Here is a 20,866-nt window from a genome sequence, read left to right as displayed (position 1 = left end):
TTTGGTGGGGGCGGAGATCAGATAAAGCAGCATTTTAAAATAAAAAAAGCGTACCGAAGTACGCTTTTTTAATATCATGCAGCTGTCGGGCGATTAAGCACTTTTGGCTTCAGCCTGAGCAGCCAGCATATGGCCAGTTTCTTCAAAGTTGCTGTGCCAAGACAGTGCTTCACGCAAGATGTGTGGAGTTTGACCGCCTTTTTCACATGCACGAGCAAAGTAATCGTTCAGGGCATCACGGTACATTGGGTGTGCACAGTTGTCGATAATCGCACGCGCACGTTCACGAGGCGCCAGACCACGTAAGTCAGCAAGACCCTGTTCAGTCACCAGAATGTCTACGTCGTGTTCAGCATGGTCAACGTGAGAGGCAAATGGAACAACAGAAGAAATGTCGCCACCTTTAGCAATCGACTTGGTCACGAAAATCGCCAAGTGGGCATTACGTGCGAAGTCACCTGAACCGCCAATACCGTTCATCATTTTGGTACCGCATACGTGAGTTGAGTTTACGTTACCGTAAATATCAAACTCTAATGCAGTGTTGATACCGATGATGCCGAGACGACGAACCAATTCTGGGTGGTTGGAAATTTCTTGCGGGCGTAATACAAGTTTGTCTTTGTATTGCTCAAGGTTGTTAAACACCTTTTCGCCATATTTAGCAGAAAGGGTAATTGAAGAACCTGAAGCAAATTTCATTTTGCCAGCGTCAATCAATTCGAAGGTACAGTCTTGAAGTACTTCAGAGTACATGATCAAGTCTTCGAAGTTTGAATCTTTCAAACCGGTCAATACCGCGTTGGCAATCGAACCGATACCTGCCTGTAATGGGCCAAGGTTAGATGGAAGACGGCCTTCAGCCACTTCTTTTTCAAAGAATGCGATCAAGTGGTTCGCAATACCTTGGGTTTCATCATCCGGTGCAGTCACGGTAGATGGAGAATCATGCAATTCGCTGTTGAATACAATACCAACGATTTTTGATGGATCGATATTGATCGCTTGAGTACCAATACGTTCATCCACCTTAGTCAAAGGAATTGGCTGACGGGTTGGACGATATGTTGGAATGTAGATGTCATGTAAACCTTCAAAAGCAGGGCTTAAGTTGGTGTTGATTTCTACAATCACTTTTTCAGCAAAAATTGCAAAGCTAGCAGAGTTACCTACAGACGTGGTCGGAATGATGCCGCCATCTTCAGTAATGGCAACAGCTTCAATAACAGCCACATCCGGCTTCTTAAGTTGTTGGTTACGCATTTGTTCAACAGTTTCAGACAAATGCTGATCGATGAACATTACTTCGCCTTTGTTAATGGCTTTACGTAACGTGTTATCTACTTGGAACGGTAAACGACGAGCGAGTACACCAGCTTCAGTCAACTGTTTGTCTAAATCGTTACCCAGACTTGCGCCTGTAATTAAAGTAATTTTTAAAGGGTTGGTTTGAGCCTGTTTTACCAGTGCCAGAGGAACAGCTTTTGCTTCACCTGCACGAGTAAATCCACTCATACCTACAGTCATACCATCTTGGATAAAAGTAGCAGCTTGTTCTGCGCTCATGACTTTGTCATGAAGTGACGCTAAACGAATACGATCTAAAGACATGGTTTACGCTCAATTCTTGTTCAAAACTAGACGGATTGTACCGTCCAAAAAACAAATTGTGCATGCCTGTTAGGCTAAGGTCTAATTTTTTGAAAAAATGTGGGTATAACGATTTTTTATGGTTTTTAATCTATTGATTTTAATAATGTAAAAACCAGGGGGTTAATCATTAAACAAAACCGTTTGTTGAATAATTAACCAGCACTTAAAAGTGTCCAGTAATCGTTTGCTTAATTTTTTCTAAAGCCCCTTGCGGTATATTTTCCTCAACTTCATCATGCAGTAAAGGTAAAGAAATCAGCGCTTCCAAACCGCCTTGCGGGCGATTTTGAATGGTAAGCTGCCCTTGATGAAGATCAACAATGCGTTTCACGATAGCCAAACCTAAACCGCTTCCTTGTATGGTGCGGGCTTCATTGCCGCGCACAAAAGGTTGCATCAAATCTTCAATCTGGTCTTCAGGAATACCTTCGCCATGGTCGGCAACACGAATCAGCAGGTGATTGTTTTCCACTTGGGCGGATAACTCGATCGGTTCGGCACCATAGCGTTTGGCGTTGTTAATCAGATTGCCAATCAGGCGTTTTAAAGACTGGCTACGTGCCTGAATAATTGGAACTTCCTGAGCTTCAAAACGTATGTCCAGCGGCTTGAACTGAATGACCAGTTCCTGTAGCAGCATATTGATATCGGTATCCTGAGGTTCTTCATCAGAGCCATCGCGCATATAGGAGATGAACTGGTTCAGGATGGCATCCATATCTTCGACATCATAAATGAAGCCTTCTTTCAAAAAGTCATCATCAGGCATCATTTCTGCACTTAAGCGGATGCGGGTCAGTGGAGTACGCAAGTCATGGGAAATACCTGCCAACATAATGCGGCGGTCGCGTTCAGTCTGGTCCAGCGTATAAATCATCTGATTGAAGGCCTGATTGACTTCACGAATCTCTTGCGGTCCATGATTGGTTTCCAGATAGGGTGCAGAGCCGGTTTTACTATAGCTGTTAGCTGCATCCTGCAAACGGCGAAGCGGGCGGTTTAACTGGCGAACCAGTGTTAAAATGATGGCAGCGGCAATCAGTGGCACACCCAATAACCAGCCATAAATCAGTTCGGGACTATAGTTGGCATAGGTTTTTAAGGGTTCACGGACCCAATGTCCGTTCATTTCCGGAGTTTGAATCCAGATGCGGGGACTGGGTTTAAACTGGAAATAGACCGTTACATTTTCAACTTTCAGTTCTTTTGCCAGCTTTTTTTCTATTTGATTGGTAAAAAACTCGGCAATCACCTTGTCCTTAACCCGAGGATATTCGGCCGGATTGGTAATATATTCAATGCCCACCCGATTTTTGAGCCATAAATCGGCATCTACTTCGGCATTATTATGAAAAATACGTAAGTCAGGATTATTCAGAATTTCCAGTTCGACCCCTAAATAGCGGGCATGCTGCTGAATTTCAGGAAGGTAAAGCGTACGCCAGAAGAACCACAACGACATAAATAAACTGAAAAATACCACGAATAACACGAGCACAGTGGTACGCATTGCAGCAGAACGCGGCTTGATCTTATCCAGAAAGCGTTCCGAGCGGGTGCGCTTCTTTTCCGAATAAGCTTCGTAATCAGTAAATTTTTGTGGGTCGATGGGGTCGAGTTTCACACCGGATTCCTGTGGACATTTTTATTTTTGAAAATCGGCAGTGATGTCCTTGGCTGAGTCTTACTGCTTTGACATTCAATTGAAGGATTTGCTTAAGTTACTTTTTTTAAAAATGAGTAACACTGTTACGCAAGAAAACTTTTGCCATCCGCTGAGCTCGCCATCATTCATCTATAAATTCTGTTGAAGGATGCTTCGAACAGCAGCGAATAGCTTTTAGGGACAATTAATATCGCGAAAAATTATCCGCGTTGAGCATTTTTATTCCGCACCATCTGGAACAAACACATAGCCTACGCCCCAAACGGTTTGAATGTAGCGCGCACGGGCAGGGTTTTCTTCCACCAGACGACGTAAACGCGACACCTGAACATCAATCGAACGTTCCATCGCACCCCATTCACGGCCACGCGCCAAGTTCATTAACTTGTCACGGGTTAAGGGTTCGCGTGGATGCTGTACCAGAGCTTTCAGTACCGCGAATTCACCTGTGGTCAGCGTCACCACCTGGCCTTCACGGGTCAGGGTGCGGGTAGACAGATCTAGTGACCATGGGCCAAAGCTGACCACTTCCATTTGCTGGCTCGGTGCACCCGGAACTTCACGTACCTGACGGCGTAACACGGCACGGATACGCGCCAGCAGTTCATTCGGGTTAAACGGTTTAGGCAGGTAATCATCAGCGCCAGCTTCCAGTCCGGCAATACGGTCAGAGTCGCTGCCACGGGCAGTCAGCATGATAATTGGCGTATCAATATTCGATTGGCGTAAACGTCGGCAAATACTTAAACCATCTTCAACAGGAAGCATAAAATCGAGCACGATCAGGGAGAAAAGTTCGCGCTGTAATAAACGATCCATTTGCGTTGCATCGTGAGCAGTTTTGACCACGAAGCCTTTATCTTCTAGAAAACGCTGTAACAGCGTACGTAAACGCACATCGTCGTCTACAACGAGAATGCGTTCGACGCGATCAGTTTCGGTTTGTACTGGATCTGTTTTATCAGCAGGTACCACTAAACTCATGATGTGCTCCTTTATCTTTATTGTCATCGTAAACAAAAGTTCGGATGGTCTTGAGTATACGATTCATTTGTATCTGTTTACTATGCTCTAAAGCAACAAATATTGCAGATAAAATCAAGACATAGATACCAAATATATACATCTAAATTATCGCTTATCTTGCTGAATATGTAGAGTTAAAATCTACTTATCACCTAATTTTGTCGCAAATTCTAAAAAAACTGTGAATTGGCAATACTGACCACTTATAAATTTAATCAAAACAGTTGTGGATTTTATGGGCTTGGTCTTTATAATCATGCCATTTAGTACTTATCCTTGTGGGATCAAACACGATGACTGACTTAGTTCAGCAGTTGGCAAAAGAAATTGCCGTACGTCCAAATCAAGTAGAAGCTGCCATCAAGCTGATTGATGAAGGTGCCAGCGTTCCATTTATCGCACGTTACCGTAAAGAAGTAACCCAAGGCTTGGACGATACCCAGTTACGCCAACTCGACACCCGTTTATCGTATCTACGTGACTTATTTGAACGCCGTGAAAAAGTAATTGAATCGCTGAAAGAACAGAATAAATTGTCAGACGATTTGTTGGCACGTGTAAATGCTGCTGAAACCAAAAATGCTTTAGAAGAGATTTATGCGCCGTACCGTCCTAAACGTACTAGCAAATCTTTTAAAGCCAAAGAAGCCGGTTTGGGGCCAATTGCTGAAAAAATCTTCAACGAGCAAGTGGATCCAACCGAAGCGCTGGCTGGCTTTAGCCATGAAGATTATCCGGATGTGGAAAGCCAGCGGGATGCGATTCAGCACATCCTGATTGATGACTGGGCGCAAAATATTGCACTGACGACTGAACTGAAAGCGACATTTGCCAAAACCGCTGTGCTAAAAAGCCTGGTGGCAAGTGAAGAGAAAAAAGAAGTCGGTAAAAAATTCCGTGATTACTTCGATTTTTCTGAAAACTTAAACAAAGTACCTTCACACCGTTTATTGGCCATGCTGCGTGGCCGTCAGGAAAATGTCCTGGGCTTAAAAGTGGATGGTGAAGATGATGCTCCACTGAGCCGTATTGAAGCCGAATACAACCTCGACACGATTCAACCGCAAAGCCGTCAGGATTACTTAAAACAGACAGCAAAACTGTTCTGGTTGGGCAAAGTCCGTCCACAAATCGAACATTCATTATTGACTGAAAAACGCTTGGCTGCTGAAAGCGAGGCGATGGAAGTCTTTGCTGAAAACCTGCGTCATTTATTGCTTTCTGCTCCTGCGGGTGCGCGTACCACACTCGGTGTAGACCCGGGTATCCGTACCGGTGTGAAGCTGGCGGTGGTGAACCAGTCAGGCGATGTGGTTGCGCATAGCACCATTTATCCGTTTGCACCGAAAGAAGATAAAGAAGGCTCGATTGCCGAACTTGCGCGTCTGTGCCGTGAATTCAATGTTGATCTGATTGCTATTGGTAACGGAACTGCCAGCCGTGAAACAGAGGCGGTTGTGGCTGAAATGATGGCGGCCAATAGCGACCTGAAATTGACGCGCGTTTCAGTCAGTGAAGCAGGTGCATCGGTTTATTCAGCCTCTGAGCTGGCTTCACAAGAACTTCCAGAACTCGATGTTTCAATTCGTGGCGCAGTGTCAATTGCTCGCCGTTTACAGGATCCATTGGCGGAACTGGTGAAGATTGATCCTAAATCGATTGGTGTGGGCCAGTACCAGCACGACGTGAACCAGGCCGGTTTGGCAAAAACGCTTGAAGCGGTCGTGGAAGACTGTGTGAACTCGGTGGGTGTGGATGTCAATACCGCATCTTCTGCAATCTTGGGATATATCGCCGGTTTAAACAAATCAATTGCCCAACAGATTGTTGACTTCCGTAAGGAAAATGGCCGTTTTGACAACCGTCAGGCATTAAAGAATGTACCACGTTTAGGCGAGCGTACCTTTGAACAGGCGGCAGGTTTCTTGCGCATTCAGGACGGTTCTGAGCCCTTGGATGCATCTGCAGTTCACCCTGAGTCTTATGGCTTGGTGGAAAAAATTGTTGCAGCCAAAGCCACTACGGTAAAAGACATTATTGGTAATTCTGAAATCATTCGCCAGGTGAATGCTGAAGAGTTTGCTGATGAGCAATTCGGTTTGCCAACCATTCAGGATGTTTTAAGCGAACTGGAAAAACCGGGTCGTGACCCGCGTCCGGAATTCCGTACAGCCAAGTTCCGTGATGACATCACTGAAGTGTCACAATTGACTGAAGGCATGCAGCTGGAAGGTGTGATCACCAATGTCACCAACTTCGGTGCATTCGTGGATGTAGGTGTGCACCAAGACGGTTTGGTGCATATTTCTGAACTGGCGAACGAATTTGTATCCGATCCGCATAAAGTGGTAAAACCGGGTCAGATCGTGCAAGTCCGTGTGCTCACTGTCGATGCTGAACGTAACCGTGTGAACTTGTCGATGCGTCCTGAAGGTTCAGAAGCTCCGGCTAAAGCACCACGTCAGCCACGCCGTGACAATGCTCAGAATGAACAACGTGCTGAACGTAAGCCACAAGGCAAACGTCCACAGCATGCTCGTCCGCAAGGCGAACGACCACAAGGTCATAAAAAGCCTCAAGCGGCTAAACCGCAAGAAAATAAAATTGGCGGTTTAGGTGCGTTATTGCTTCAAGCCGGGATTAAAGGTTCGAAGTAATTCCTAAATTTTGGTGCTTTAAGAAAGGGAGTGAAAACTCCCTTTTGGTTATAAAATGAAGAAAATAAAGTTTGGATATACAGGTTACTCAAGTTTTTTTCCTGATACGGGGAGAAAAATATCTACAGGTTTTTATACTTTTTCAGAGTATCTAGGGGCAGTAATTGTAACTATTGTCGCCACTCAAATTAAATGGCCTAGTTATTACTCATGGGACTTAGATTTTACCAAACAAGGTTGGATACTTTTTTTTACGCATCCTTATTTTTGGGGAGTAATAGGGTTATTGGCTGTTTGGTATGGCAGAAGTAATAAAGGAGCCGATTTAGCAAATTTGAAGATAACTAATGAAGGATTGGTTACTGATCTAACAGATTTGAAAAATGAGAATGTTAAAGCTTTAGATGAGTTGCAACAAAAACTAGATAAATCAGATAAAAAAGTTAGAAAATTAACAGAAAATTTAGTTGAAGCTACGCAGGATTATTCGATTTTGCATAGTAAGTTTTTAAGAAATTGGCTCAAACTAATTTGTTATGCGATGAAGGCAGACCATAATCAATTTAGGGTTACGATATTTGTATACAATCAGGGAAGTTTTGTTTATTTAAGTAGATATTCATCTAATCCTACTTTTGATGAAATGCATTCAGTTTCTTTTGAAAAAAATAACGGTGTCATAAGTAAAGCTTGGGAGCTAGGAGAGTGGGTGGATTTGGATATACCTCCATTTGATGAAAAATCACCGCAAGCTTATTATGCTCATATGTTTGAAAAATATAAATTTGATAAAAATAAAGTAGATAATCTGACAATGAAATCATTTCAATACATAGCATTATCCATCAGAGGGGATACAGTTCCATTAGGAGTTATTGTCTTCGAAAATTGCGATTTAAAAAATAAAATTACAACACAGAAAGTTGGCCAATTAAAAGATATTTGTTCTAAGCATCAACCCCAATTAATTGCTTACATTAAAGAAGGATTAAAATGCGATACAATTGGACATACAAAAGCCTTTAATGGTAAACCTACAAAAGATATAGAGTTAGATATTTTAGAAAGTTTGAAATCAGCGGAGGGTTTGTATGAATGATCTCTTTGATGTGATGTCTTTCTTATGCTTACATTATCCGCATTCATCAGAATTATCTGATGCTCGTCTGACAAAGATGGTTTATTTGGCTGATTGGTTTTCAGCGTTAGCGAGTGGACATCAACTTACCAATATTAATTGGTACTTTAATCATTACGGACCTTATGTGCGTGATATTTATAATTTTGCAGCTCAAAGCTCTGAATTTGAAGTTTTAGAGGAAGAAACGCCTTTTGGTTCTTCAAAAACATTAGTTCGTTATATTGGTAGTCCTGCAAATATTAATCTTTCACCTTATGCTCAACAGATATTAAATTTAGTTATAGAAAAAACCAGAAGTTTATATTTCAACGAATTTATAAGTTATGTTTATTCAACATATCCTATTCAAGCAAAAGAAAGATATGCTTATTTAGATTTACCAACCTTAGCCGCTACTTATAAAGCTTCTCGCCTTTGAATAAAAAAACCTCCCAATTGGGAGGTTTTTTATTTGATTTTTATGAATTAACGATTGGCACAATCCAGCCACATAAGATCAGCATAATGCCCAAATGACCCAGCTTGCGCGTTATTTTCTCTACTGTAGAAACCTGAACAGCAGACTGCTGAGATGCTTCTTTGTTCTTTAATGCTGCCAGAGACTTATTGAAATGCAGGAACACGCCTAAATCGATACAAATTAGAATACTACCGATATCACTAATGATATCCATCAATTTATATTCTGGCAGATTCCATGAAGTCGCTATCTGATAGGTCAGAAAAAGCGCAAAGGCAAAACAGGCATATTGGAAAATGAGAGTAGCAGTCCGCATAAAAATCTAAATTTAAAAAAGTTAAGAATGTTTATAGCATAAAAAAGCCAGTCTATAGACTGGCTCTCTCGTATTGCAAGGGCTTACCAATGCTCACCTGGGAACAAGCGTGCATACGCTTTTTGCACCCAGTTTAACTTTTGTGGTTGACCTACCGAAGCAGAAGAGCTTGGGAACAGGTTATAACCAATTGACATCAGTTTATTGTTGATGTCTGGTGCAATCGAATAGGTGATTGAAGCCAGGCGCCCTAAGTGGGTCGCTACTTTTTTCGGACGTTTCACGATCGCATAGGCAATCAAGTCGGCTGCCTGTTCAGGAGACAGGGTAGGTACATATTTATAGATTTTGGTTGGCGCAATCATTGGAGTGCGAACCAAGGGCATATAAATTGAGGTAATGGCAATTTTGTGCGAATGAACTTCGGCAGACAGACAGCGGCTAAATGCATCCAGAGCAGCTTTAGAAGCTACATAAGCGGAAAAACGTGTTGCATTGGCCAAGACACCAATCGAACTGATATTGATGATATGACCATCCCGGCGAATCATCATTTGCGGCAGAATATTCATCACTAAACGCACTGCACCAAAGTAATTCAGCTGCATGGTACGTTCAAAATCATGGAATCGGTCTGTCGATTCATGAACTGCACGGCGAATTGAGCGTCCTGCATTATTGATGAGGATATCGATATGGTCTACAGAGGCTAAAATTTGTTTTGATACTTCATCAATAGATTCCATGTTATTTAAATCACATGGAAAAACAGAGGCCTTGCCGCCTTTGGCTTCAATTTCTTGTTTAACTTGATCTAATGTTTCTTTGGTACGAGCCACCAACAGAACGTGGGCACCGGCATCGGCAAGTTTATGTGCAGCGGTTAAACCAATACCACTAGATGCACCAGTAATTAAAACAACTTTGCCGTTGACTCGATTCTGAAAAAGTTTCTCTAGTTTAGAATTCACAATATTTTCCTGGTTTCAATAGAATAAAAATTTAGATTATTTTTTTAGTTGATTCTAGCGCTCAAAATTTGGGGAATTTAAGCTATTCTCGAGTTGACTATAATAGCGGATATAGGAAAAAAATCTAGGAATAAGTTATTGAATTTACAAATATAATTAGAGTAATTGCTCTATTATTATGCTAATAATAATTTAATTTTTACCATGAATTAAAACCAAAGCAAAGAGAAATAATCAAAAAATGATAACCCAATAAAAGTAGCCTTCTTCCGTTTAGGAAAAAGGCTACATTGCATTCTAATTAAAAGCTTTAAACTTGCGCCAGTGCCTGTTCCAAATCTGCAATTAAATCATCAATATGCTCAATCCCAACCGATAGGCGAACCATATCAATACTCACCCCTGCAGATTTCAGTTCTTCTTCATTGAGCTGACGATGGGTGGTGGTGGCAGGATGGCAGGCCAGACTTTTGGCATCGCCAATATTCACCAGACGGGTAAAGAGTTGCAGGGCATCAATAAAACGGGTTCCGCCTTCACGGCCATCTTGCACACCAAAAGACAGGATGGCAGATGGTTTACCTTTCACATATTTTTGTGCCAAAGCATGCTGTGGATGATTTTGAAGGCCGGCATAATTGACCCATTTCACTTTCGGGTGCTGCTGTAAATATTCCGCGACCTTTTGTGCATTTTCAGTATGACGTTCCATACGAAGGTTCAGTGTTTCCAGACCTTGCAAGATCAGGAACACGCTGAGCGGACTAATGGCGGCACCGGTGTTACGTAACGGCACTACACGTGCACGGGCGATATATGCCGCTTCACCCAAAGCTTCGACATAATTGACCCCATGATAGCTCGGATCAGGCGTATTCAGGACTTTGAAACGTTCAGGATATTTGCCCCAAGGGAATTTACCGCTATCCACAATCGCACCCCCGATCGAGTTACCGTGACCGCCGATATATTTGGTCAGTGAATGCACCACAATGTCGGCACCATATTCAAAAGGTTTCAGCAGGGCAGGCGTGGCAACGGTATTGTCGACAATCACCGGTACGCCGTATTCATGGGCAATTTTAGAGATGGCTTCCAGGTCAATGATATTGCCGAGTGGATTACCGATGGATTCCACAAACACCAGTTTGGTTTTATCGTCAATTAAACCACGCAATGCTTCAGGGTCTTGATAATCAAAGAATCGAACTTCAATGCCCTGTTTAGGCAAAGTATGGGCAAACAGATTGTATGTGCCACCATACAGCGTTGAAACCGACGCAATATTGTCACCGGCTTCGGCAATGGTCTGAATGGCATAGGTAATCGCTGCCATTCCTGATGCCAAAGCCAAAGCGCCAATTCCGCCTTCCAGGGCAGCCAGACGTTGCTCAAGCACAGCTGTGGTAGGGTTCATGATGCGGGTATAAATATTGCCCTGAACCTTTAAATCGAACAAATCAGCCCCATGTTGAGTATTGTCAAAGGCATAAGAAGTCGTTTGATAAATGGGTACCGCGACCGCTTTTGTGGTTGGTTCTGGGCTGTACCCTGCGTGAATCGCTAAAGTTTCATCTTTGTAAGTCATGTTTACATCATCTAAGTGAGTTAATTTTTCGGTTGCTTATATAAGTCAGTCTATCATCTGTGAATATGAATAAAAGTGCGTATTACAGAAAAGAATATCTAATTTTCTTATATATACAGGTTTTATTCAGTCAGATTTACATAAAACTGAGTGTCTACCATTATGTTTAAAAAACCAACATGCCATTAGTTGTAACATTCTATTGAAGATGAATGCTATGCCTTATTTTTTTTGCACTTTCATCGTATAATGCCCGCCAAATATTTGTTCGCATACTGCGGTAGGTAGAGTGCGAATGTTGCTTTTTCTATAGAGGAGTCCTACGTGGCCCAATATATTTACACGATGAACCGTGTGTCCAAAATGGTTCCGCCTAAGCGCGAAATCCTGAAAGACATCTCTTTATCATTCTTTCCAGGCGCAAAAATTGGTGTGCTTGGTTTAAACGGTGCAGGTAAATCTACCTTGCTTCGTATTATGGCTGGCGTAGATAAAGATTTCTCTGGTGAAGCGCGTGCACAACCAGGTATCAAAATCGGTTACCTCGAGCAAGAGCCACCCCTTGATCCTAACAAAGACGTTCGTGGTAACGTTGAAGATGGTTTACGTGAACCGCTTGATGCTTTAGCGCGTCTGGATGAAGTATTTGCAGAATATGCAGCAGAAGATGCAGACTTTGATGCGCTTGCAAAAGAGCAGGAAAAGCTGGAAGCAATTATCCATTCTTGGGATGCACATAATATTGTAAACCAGATGGATCAAGCTGCTGCGGCATTGAACCTTCCAGCTTGGGATGCGGACGTGACTAAGCTTTCGGGTGGTGAACGCCGTCGTGTAGCGCTTTGCCGTCTACTGCTTTCTAAGCCAGACATGTTGCTTCTTGATGAACCGACGAACCATTTGGATGCAGAATCTGTATCTTGGCTAGAACGCTTCCTGAAAGATTTCCCTGGCACCATCGTGGCGATTACCCATGACCGTTACTTCCTGGATAACGTTGCGGAATGGATTCTGGAGCTTGACCGTGGACATGGTATTCCTTACCAAGGCAACTATTCTTCTTGGCTTGAGCAAAAGAATGCCCGTTTAGAGCAAGAGAACAAGCAAGAAGAATCTTTTGCCAAAGCCTTGAAAAAAGAACTTGAATGGGTTCGTTCAAATGCCAAAGGTCAGCAAAAGAAAAACAAAGCGCGTATGGAGCGTTTTGAAGAGCTTAACTCACGCGAATTCCAACAGCGTAACGAAACGTCTGAAATCTACATTCCACCTGGTCCACGTCTGGGCAACAAGGTGGTAGAAGTTGAAGGCATCAGCAAATCGTTCGGTGACAAACTGCTGTATAAAGACTTGTCTTTCACAGTGCCGCCTGCTGCGATTGTGGGTATTGTCGGTCCTAACGGTGCAGGTAAAACCACACTGTTCCGTATGATGACGGGCGAACAACAACCAGATACCGGTACTGTAACCTTAGGTGAGTCGGTTAAAGTCGCATACGTAGGTCAGATCCGTGATACTTTGGACGATAACAAAACCGTTTGGGAAGAAGTATCGGGTGGCCTGGATATCTTGAAGATTGGTGATTACGAAATCGCATCACGTGCGTATATCGGTCGCTTCAACTTTAAGGGTCAAGATCAGCAAAAACGTGTAGGCAGTTTATCGGGTGGTGAGCGTAACCGTTTACAGCTGGCGAAAATCCTGCAAATGGGCGCAAACGTCATTCTGCTGGATGAACCATCGAATGACCTGGATATCGAAACTTTACGTGCACTTGAGGATGCAATTCTTGTATTCCCGGGTACTGTGATGGTGGTATCGCATGACCGTTGGTTCCTGGACCGTATTGCAACGCACATCTTGTCATTTGAAAATGAAACACCAGAATTCTTCACCGGTAACTATACCGAGTTTGAAGAATATCGCCGTAAGCGCGATGGTGATGACCTGGCAACGCGTCGTCAAAAATATCGTAAAATCGGTGCTTAATTCCCGATTTTGATGTGAAAAAAACCAGCCTTCGGGCTGGTTTTTTTTATTACAGTGCAATTTGAGAATAACTCTGCATTAAAGTCCTACGGGCTTCTGGATGACCTTGCTTGGCTGCTTTTTCCAACCATTCTTGAGCATGGGTGTAATTTTTATCTAAACCCAAGTCACCATTCAAATAACATAGGCCGAGTCTATACTGAGAGTCACGATGTCCTTTTAATGCGGCACTTAAAAAGTTCCACATTGCATTTCGATTGTCATGAATGGAGGGGTCTTCATCTGACCCGGAATGGGTGGAATGATTTTTAAACATGGAATGATGTTCGATCGCAAGCTGCTCAAAAAATTGTCCCTGCGCAAATTCCCAATTTGCTTCATTTAAGGTTGGATTTTGCATTCCTTGCAACTGTTGATCTGAAGGACTCAGTAAGGCATCTACGATCTTTTTTATCTTATTCACGATCATAATCAACTCCTTTCTACACGTTAGATTGTCATAAATCTAATTATTTCAATGTAACGATTTTTTTTAAGTAAAGTGCAATTAATTTGTAAGTAAATGAATTTTTTTATTAATTTAAAAAAGGTGAACCAAGCTTTGATGTTGATTATCAATATAATATAAAACTAAATAGCTTTCATATTTTATACAGAGCTTTTTAATGACTGTAGCGGACATTCGCTTTTGCCAAACAGCTTGCTTTATATTCGGAGTGTGCTAAAAAAATAAATTTATAGTATTTATCTTTCTTGTTTAAGGATAAATTATTTTTATAAATAAAAATAATTGGGAGTTGCAATGAGTGGACATCACGGACATGAACATAGTCATGCAGTGGTGACGGAAAGTAATGCTCAAAAGCTGACCTTTGCTCTGGCGCTCACAAGCACTTTTCTTATTATTGAAGTGGTTGCGGGTTTCGTCACTGAAAGTTTGGCCCTACTTTCCGATGCTGCACATATGTTTACTGATGCGGCAGCCTTGGCAATTGCCCTGGTGGCGATCAAAATTGGCAAAATGCCAGCAGATGATAAAAGAACTTTTGGTTATCAGCGCTTTGAAATTCTGGCAGCGCTGTTTAATGCCTTGATGCTGTTTGTTGTTGCCATTTATATCTTGTTCGAAGCTTATCAGCGTTTTAGCCATCCACCGGAAATTCAAAGTGTGGGCATGCTGGGTGTGGCGGTCATTGGCTTGGTGATTAACCTGATTTCTATGCGGATTTTATTTTCCAGTTCCACTGAAAGCCTGAATGTGAAAGGTGCTTATCTGGAAGTTTTAAGTGATGCGGTGGGGTCGATCGGGGTGATTATTGGCGCTGCGATCATCTATTTCACTGGCTGGATGTGGGTGGATACGCTTATTGCGGTGCTGATCGGTTTCTGGGTGTTGCCAAGAACCTGGATTTTACTTAAGCAAAGTATCAATATTTTGCTGGAAGGGGTTCCGGAAGAGATTGATATTGAGCAGTTGCGTCATGACCTGTTGAGCTTACCGGATGTGGAAAGTATTCATCAACTGAAAGTTTGGGCTATTACCTCCAAGAATGTCCATCTGACTGTACATCTCTATGCACCTGATGCCGACCATAATCTGTTATATCAGCAGGCTTTGGAAATGTTGAGCCATCAACATGGTATTGCGGAAATAACGCTACAGATTGAAGATTATGAATGTGGGCTGCATTCCTCCTGTCATCGCCATGATGATCACGAAGAACATTTATCTCATCAGGAAGATTCACACCAGCACTGAAACTGATGTGAAATCGAATCTATTTTAGATTTCCCATTCGTGATTACATTCACGGCATTTCCATTTCTTTTGAGACTGCATAAAGCCTTGCATGGAAATTTTAAAATCTGGCAGGTCGCGGTAAAACAGGAAACCGGCAATCACGCAGATGATAAAGGCCACTACTGTTGCAACTTGTAGGGTAGAGCCTGCACCATCGCCGAAAATCCACATTGCAATACTAATTAAAACCAGCAGCAATAAGATAAAGACTGCAGGGATAAGGAAGACGAGGCTTTTAGGAACTACAGGGCGTACTGCAGGGCTACCGGCTTGAGCGACAGGCATAATTTTAGGGCTTTGGCATTTTGGGCAACGGTATTGCATTACAACTCCATCATTTTAATTTATCGCTTATTTTAATCGGAATGACACAGAAAGCAAAAACAGCGCAAATAAAAGTTGAGAAAAAATTGTGGCAATAAAAAACCCAAGTCGCAATGCTTGGGTTTTTTATCAGATGACTACAAGTGGATTGTAGTCATCTTGAATNAATTGTGGCAATAAAAAACCCAAGTCGCAATGCTTGGGTTTTTTATCAGATGACTACAAGTGGATTGTAGTCATCTTGAATATGGCGTCCCTACGGGGATTCGAACCCCGGTTACCGCCGTGAAAGGGCGATGTCCTAGGCCTCTAGACGATAGGGACAATTGAGGCAACACAAAAAAAGGTGGAACTTGGTGGAGTCAAGGAGGATCGAACTCCTGACCTCTACAATGCCATTGTAGCGCTCTACCAACTGAGCTATGACCCCAGCTTGTGTGAGCGCAATATTAGGGGTATTGCGCTCACACGTCAACTATAAAATCAATTATGCTTCATCAACTGCATCATTTTTCGGCAATTTTAAGCTTTCATTGAGTTTTTCCCAGGCTTTTGCTTCTTTTTTGCTCGGACCGCCCACAATTTCCAGGGCATGGCGTAAACGCGCAAAAGTTAAATCGGGGCCAATCGTTACCATGGATTGCATTACCGGGGTTGAACTGGTTGAACCGGCAATGGCAATGAAGAAGGTTGGCATAAAGTCACGAAGCTTAATTTCCATCTGGTTGGCCAGGTCCATTAAGGTCTGACTCACCGTGTCATTATTCCAGGTGAACAGGCTTTCCAGACGCCAAATGGCAAACTGCAAGCTTTGACGAACCTGTTCTTCGGTCAGTTTCTTGCTTTCAAACTGTTCTTTGCTGATGCTCGGGAACTGGTTGAAATAGAAACCTGCCCAATTCACGGCTTCAGAAAGCAGGTTAATACGCGGCTGAATGGCAGCGGCAATATCTTCCAAGGTGTTGCGGTCAGATTTCCATGCCAATAAGGTATTTAACAGTTCGGCAGGAGAGAGCGCTTTAATCCATTGACCATTGAGCCAATTCAGTTTTTCCACATCAAAGATCGGACCGCCAAGGGATACACGTTTAATGTCAAAATGCTCAATCATTTCTGCCAAAGTGAACTTTTCACGTTCATCTGGCATTGACCAGCCCATACGGCCCAAATAGTTCAATAACGCTTCTGGAAGTACACCGATGTCTTTGTAGTAATTGATAGAAGTCGGGTTTTTACGCTTAGACAGTTTTGATTTGTCCGGGTTGCGAAGTAATGGCATATGACCCAGTACTGGCATTTCCCAGCCAAAGTATTTGTAAAGCAACTGGTGTTTTGGTGCAGATGGTAACCATTCCTCACCACGGAAAACGTGAGTGATTTGCATCAGATGGTCATCAACCACATTGGCAAGATGGTAAGTCGGTAAACCATCGGTTTTGAGCAAAACTTGCATGTCGACTTGAGCCCAAGGAATTTCAACTTCCCCACGCAGTAAGTCGTTGACTTTACAAATGCCTTCTTCAGGTACTTTCATACGAATCACGTGGGGCTCACCTGCGGCAAGGCGACGTGCAACTTCATCTTGAGACAATAATAAACCACGGCCATCATAACGTGGCGTTTCGCCACGCGCTTGCTGTTCCGCACGCATCTGATCCAGTTCTTCCGCTGTGGCGAAGCAGTAGAAAGCATGGCCTTTTTCTACCAGTTCCAAAGCATATTGTTTATAGATGCCCATACGTTCAGACTGGCGGTAAGGCGCATGTGGACCGCCCACATCCGGACCTTCTGACCAATTTAAGCCTAACCAGCGCAATGAATCTAAAATCATTTTTTCAGATTCAGGGGTGGAACGCAGTTGGTCGGTATCTTCAATACGAAGAATAAATTCACCGCCATGCTGTTTAGCAAAACATAAGTTAAACAAGGCAATATAAGCAGTGCCTACGTGTGGAAAGCCAGTAGGAGAAGGCGCAATACGAGTACGGACAGTCATAACCAATATTTTTCAGAATGTGAATGGGAGCTATTATAACGAAAAAGCCTAATCACTTAATGTTAAATTCAACATTGAAATGATTAGGCTAAATCGGAACTTCTAAAGGGGTGCGAAGTTCGCTGTTGAGTTAAGAACTGCTTTGGGGGAACAGTGCTTGCACAAAACGGCTAAATTTCTGGTTTTGAGCAGCAAAGAAGCTTTGAGTCGGTGCAACTTTAATCTCGGTCAGCATTTTTAAATCGTTATCGGCACGTAAGGTGTTTCCACCTTGCTTTTGCTGTTGCAGGGCTTTTTCAATCAATGAAGACTTTTCAGCGCCTAAAGTCACTTTGGCTTCAGTACCTTTAATTACAGCTGAATGTCCCAGCTGAGCCATAAACCCTAAAGTTAAACTTAAGCTAAATGCTTGTATAACTGCTGCATATCGCATTTTCACATCCCCTTTTTCCGGTGCTGGAATTTTATATATTGTTTTAATCCGATGAGTGACTACCATTTAATCACACAAAAAATACAAAAGTAGAACTGGATCACACTTTTTTACAAAATAATAAAATACCTATAAACATTGTGCTCTTTGTATCAAAAGAATATGGAGACAACATGGAGAATGAGGAAAAACCACAAGCTGGAAATTTATTCGAAGTTTTTTAGTGCTAAAAATGCATTTTAAAGCATTTTTATGGATATCTTTAAAAACGATTTTTAATCAATAAAATATTATAAGTATATGATTGTTAAAAATATTTATGATTTATATAGTGACCTCATTATTAAATAAAAAGTTAAATAAAAGGGTTACATATGAAAAAAATACTCGCATCTACTCTTTTGGTCTTGCTGGGGAGCATGGGCACGCAGAGTTTCGCCGCGAAAGATTTCCTGAATGTCTCTTATGATCCGACCCGAGAATTTTATCAGGAATATAATCAGGCCTTTGGTGCGTACTGGAAACAACGTACCGGACAGGAGATCAATTTCAAACAATCTCATGGCGGTTCAGGCAAGCAGGCACGTTCCGTGATTGATGGTTTGCAGGCTGATGTCGTGACCCTGGCGCTAGCCAACGATATCGATGAAATTGTGAAGGCGGGCCTGATCCATAAAAACTGGCAAAAGCAGTTTCCGAACAATTCTGCACCTTATACCTCGACCGTGGTTTTTCTGGTTCGCAAGGGGAATCCCAAAAATATTAAAGACTGGAACGATTTAACCAAGCCGGGTGTGGAAATTATTACGCCAAATCCGAAAACCGGCGGTGCACCACGCTGGATTTACCTGTCTGCATGGGGGTATGCGTTAAAACAGCCGGGTGGCAATGATGCCAAAGCACGTGAGCTGGTGAAAAAGCTTTATGCTAATGTAAAGGTGCTGGATTCTGGCGCACGCGGTTCTTTAACCACTTTTGCTGAGCGTGGTATTGGTGATGTGCTGCTGTCTTGGGAAAATGAGGCTCTGCTGGCGACTCAAGGTTTGGGTAAAGACAAATATCAGATTGTTTATCCATCCATTTCAATTTTGGCAGAACCATCGGTAGCGATTGTCGATAAAAATGTGGATAAGGACGGCAACCGAAACCTGGCTAAAGGTTATCTCAACTATCTATATTCGCCAAAGGGGCAAGAGCTGGCAGCACAATATTTCTTCCGCCCGCGTAATTCACAGGCGGCAGCGAAATATGCGGCACAATTTCCAAAAATCAAACTGTTTACCATTGGGGATGTGTTTGGCGGATGGGCGAAAGCACAAAAAACTCACTTCGTGAATGGTGCCATTTTTGACCAGATCTATAGCGAAAAAAATTAGTATTTTGATCGTGATCAAGCATTAAAATCAGAAAACGGTTAACTTTGTTATCCGTTTTTTTTATATCTAATCCATAAAAATCTATATATCTTGAATAAGTATAATGTTGTTGTTATTTTTGTATCTAAAACAGTAAATTAAGAAGAAAAATCTTTCATTTTAATCGGTTGTGCCCAAATTTGATGAATTGCGAATTATGACTTTATTTCATATAGTTAGCATTAATGAAGATAATTGATCTGTGTTGTCATGAAAACTCAATTCAAAGCCTTATTCAGTGCAGCATTGCTTGCAAGCGGCATTGCTTTTACTGCCACTTCTGCTCAGGCAGCAGACCGTGAATTTTTAAATGTATCTTATGATGCAACACGTGAATTTTATGATGAATTCAACAAGTCTTTTGGTGCTTACTGGAAAGAGCGTACTGGGCGGAGTGTGAATTTTAAACAGTCTCATGGTGGTTCAGGCAAGCAGGCGCGTTCCGTGGTGGATGGCCTGAAAGCGGATGTTGTCACTTTGGCTTTGGCAAACGATATTGAAGAAATCGTCAAGTCGGGTCAGATTCAGCCGGGCTGGCAAAAAGAGTTCCCGCATAACTCTGCACCTTATACTTCGACCATCGTGTTTATGGTGCGTAAAGGTAATCCAAAGCATATTAAAGACTGGTCTGACCTAACCAAGCCAGGCGTACAGATTATTACCCCGAACCCGAAAACCGGTGGTTTACCGCGTTGGGTATATCTGTCTGCCTGGGGTTATGCACTGAAGCAACCGGGCGGTAGCGATGCCAAAGCCAAAGATTTTGTGGGTAAAATGTACCGTAACGTCAAGGTGATGGACTCGGCTGCACGTGCTTCGATGACTACATTTGCTGAGCGCGGTATCGGTGATGTGTTATTGACCTGGGAAAATGAAGCCTTGGTAACTCAAAAAAGCCTGGGCAAAAACAAATTTGAAATTGTTTATCCATCCATGTCTATCTTGACTGAACCATCGGTTGCAATCGTAGATAAAAACGTAGAGAAAGATGGCAACAAGTGGTTGGCCAAAGGTTATATCAACTACTTGTACTCACCATTGGGTCAGGAAATGGCAGCCAAGTACTACTATCGTCCGCGTAATCCGGAAGTGCTGGCTAAATACTCTGCTCAATTCCCGAAACTAAAAACCTTCACTATTGATGAAGTATTTGGTGGCTGGTCCAAAGCACAACAGACTCACTTTGTGAACGGTGCGATTTTTGACCAGATTTATAATACGAAACGTTAATTCTGCCTGATCTAAAAAGCCAATCCTGAGAGATTGGCTTTTTTATGGCTGCCAAGATGAAGAGTGAAGCATCATTTTTAAATCAGCAAACTCACTAAACGATAAAAATCACATGCAAGATAGAATAGATTTGCGGTGAACCCGGTTTGAAACGGTTTTCTCTATGAAAAGTAATATTTCCCTACAAAAAGTCGTTTGGAGCT

17 protein-coding genes and 2 tRNA genes are annotated in these 20,866 nt (G+C 42.4%); 7 read left to right on the top strand and 12 right to left on the bottom strand.

Going from position 1 to position 20,866, the window contains the following annotated elements; translation table 11 throughout:
* Positions 1-93: 93 nt before the first annotated feature.
* From H4I94_RS08470 to ompR, 3 genes are all read right to left on the bottom strand, one after another.
* Entirely contained in the window at positions 94-1,611 is a 1,518-nt protein-coding gene (locus tag H4I94_RS08470) for an acetyl-CoA hydrolase/transferase family protein (protein WP_261182795.1), read from the bottom strand.
* A 205-nt stretch (positions 1,612-1,816) separates the two neighbouring features.
* A complete protein-coding gene (locus tag H4I94_RS08465) occupies positions 1,817-3,277 on the bottom strand; it encodes an ATP-binding protein (RefSeq protein ID WP_261182794.1) in 1,461 nt (486 codons plus the stop codon).
* A gap of 261 nt (positions 3,278-3,538) precedes the next feature.
* Positions 3,539-4,303 (bottom strand): two-component system response regulator OmpR, encoded by a 765-nt coding sequence (gene ompR / locus H4I94_RS08460; protein WP_092820227.1) that lies wholly within the window; start codon positions 4,301-4,303, stop codon positions 3,539-3,541.
* Between the two features lie 335 nt (positions 4,304-4,638).
* Between ompR and H4I94_RS08455 the strand changes: the two genes are divergently transcribed.
* The 3 genes from H4I94_RS08455 to H4I94_RS08445 are packed head-to-tail and all read left to right on the top strand — an operon-like array spanning position 4,639 to position 8,561.
* Positions 4,639-7,002: a Tex family protein gene (locus H4I94_RS08455; protein ID WP_261182793.1), complete on the top strand. Its 2,364-nt coding sequence runs from the start codon at positions 4,639-4,641 to the stop codon at positions 7,000-7,002.
* A 55-nt stretch (positions 7,003-7,057) separates the two neighbouring features.
* The gene (locus H4I94_RS08450) at positions 7,058-8,101 is read left to right on the top strand and encodes a hypothetical protein (RefSeq protein WP_261182792.1); all 1,044 of its coding nucleotides are present in this window, start codon (positions 7,058-7,060) and stop codon (positions 8,099-8,101) included.
* Entirely contained in the window at positions 8,094-8,561 is a 468-nt protein-coding gene (locus tag H4I94_RS08445) for a Panacea domain-containing protein (RefSeq protein WP_261182791.1), read from the top strand. The genes H4I94_RS08450 and H4I94_RS08445 overlap by 8 nt, the downstream gene beginning before the upstream one ends.
* 40 nt (positions 8,562-8,601) lie before the next feature.
* Here H4I94_RS08445 and H4I94_RS08440 read toward each other — a convergent pair whose 3' ends face one another.
* The 3 genes from H4I94_RS08440 to H4I94_RS08430 form a co-directional block, all read right to left on the bottom strand.
* A complete protein-coding gene (locus H4I94_RS08440) occupies positions 8,602-8,919 on the bottom strand; it encodes a hypothetical protein (protein WP_261182790.1) in 318 nt (105 codons plus the stop codon).
* An 83-nt stretch (positions 8,920-9,002) separates the two neighbouring features.
* On the bottom strand, positions 9,003-9,890 hold the full coding sequence (locus H4I94_RS08435) for an SDR family NAD(P)-dependent oxidoreductase (RefSeq protein WP_092820224.1): 888 nt from the start codon (positions 9,888-9,890) through the stop codon (positions 9,003-9,005).
* 310 nt (positions 9,891-10,200) lie between these two features.
* Positions 10,201-11,478, bottom strand: coding sequence for an O-acetylhomoserine aminocarboxypropyltransferase/cysteine synthase family protein (locus H4I94_RS08430; protein WP_092820223.1), 1,278 nt, complete (start codon positions 11,476-11,478; stop codon positions 10,201-10,203).
* 324 nt (positions 11,479-11,802) lie between these two features.
* On the opposite strand from H4I94_RS08430, the gene ettA reads away from it, so the two are divergent.
* Positions 11,803-13,464, top strand: a complete 1,662-nt coding sequence (gene ettA / locus H4I94_RS08425) for an energy-dependent translational throttle protein EttA (RefSeq protein ID WP_092820222.1) — start codon at positions 11,803-11,805, stop codon at positions 13,462-13,464.
* A 49-nt stretch (positions 13,465-13,513) separates the two neighbouring features.
* On the opposite strand, the gene H4I94_RS08420 is transcribed toward ettA, so the two are convergent.
* On the bottom strand, positions 13,514-13,933 hold the full coding sequence (locus tag H4I94_RS08420; RefSeq protein WP_261182788.1) for a tetratricopeptide repeat protein: 420 nt from the start codon (positions 13,931-13,933) through the stop codon (positions 13,514-13,516).
* 333 nt (positions 13,934-14,266) lie between these two features.
* Here H4I94_RS08420 and H4I94_RS08415 point away from each other — a divergent pair, with 333 nt between their 5' ends.
* Positions 14,267-15,223 (top strand): cation diffusion facilitator family transporter, encoded by a 957-nt coding sequence (locus tag H4I94_RS08415; RefSeq protein ID WP_261182787.1) that lies wholly within the window; start codon positions 14,267-14,269, stop codon positions 15,221-15,223.
* A 24-nt stretch (positions 15,224-15,247) separates the two neighbouring features.
* Here the strand turns inward: H4I94_RS08415 and H4I94_RS08410 are convergent, their stop codons facing one another.
* The 5 genes from H4I94_RS08410 to H4I94_RS08390 all read right to left on the bottom strand — a co-directional run bounded on the left by H4I94_RS08410 (position 15,248) and on the right by H4I94_RS08390 (position 18,018).
* Positions 15,248-15,589 carry a hypothetical protein gene (locus H4I94_RS08410; protein WP_086197221.1) on the bottom strand — a complete coding sequence of 114 codons (342 nt, stop codon included), beginning with the start codon at positions 15,587-15,589 and terminating at the stop codon, positions 15,248-15,250.
* Positions 15,590-15,837: 248 nt separating this feature from the next.
* A tRNA-Glu gene (locus H4I94_RS08405) sits at positions 15,838-15,913 on the bottom strand.
* A 30-nt stretch (positions 15,914-15,943) separates the two neighbouring features.
* A tRNA-Ala gene (locus H4I94_RS08400) sits at positions 15,944-16,019 on the bottom strand.
* Positions 16,020-16,076: 57 nt separating this feature from the next.
* On the bottom strand, positions 16,077-17,585 hold the full coding sequence (gltX, locus tag H4I94_RS08395; RefSeq protein ID WP_261182786.1) for a glutamate--tRNA ligase: 1,509 nt from the start codon (positions 17,583-17,585) through the stop codon (positions 16,077-16,079).
* Positions 17,586-17,715: 130 nt separating this feature from the next.
* A complete protein-coding gene (locus H4I94_RS08390) occupies positions 17,716-18,018 on the bottom strand; it encodes a hypothetical protein (RefSeq protein ID WP_261182785.1) in 303 nt (100 codons plus the stop codon).
* A 374-nt stretch (positions 18,019-18,392) separates the two neighbouring features.
* Here H4I94_RS08390 and H4I94_RS08385 point away from each other — a divergent pair, with 374 nt between their 5' ends.
* Both H4I94_RS08385 and H4I94_RS08380 read left to right on the top strand, forming a co-directional pair.
* On the top strand, positions 18,393-19,394 hold the full coding sequence (locus H4I94_RS08385) for a sulfate ABC transporter substrate-binding protein (protein ID WP_261182784.1): 1,002 nt from the start codon (positions 18,393-18,395) through the stop codon (positions 19,392-19,394).
* Between the two features lie 249 nt (positions 19,395-19,643).
* A complete protein-coding gene (locus H4I94_RS08380) occupies positions 19,644-20,663 on the top strand; it encodes a sulfate ABC transporter substrate-binding protein (protein WP_131273129.1) in 1,020 nt (339 codons plus the stop codon).
* Positions 20,664-20,866 lie beyond the last annotated feature (203 nt).

The organism is Acinetobacter sp. T_3_1, assembly GCF_025377055.1.
Classification (GTDB): domain Bacteria; phylum Pseudomonadota; class Gammaproteobacteria; order Pseudomonadales; family Moraxellaceae; genus Acinetobacter; species Acinetobacter kookii.
This window is presented reverse-complemented; position numbering and strand designations above follow the sequence as displayed.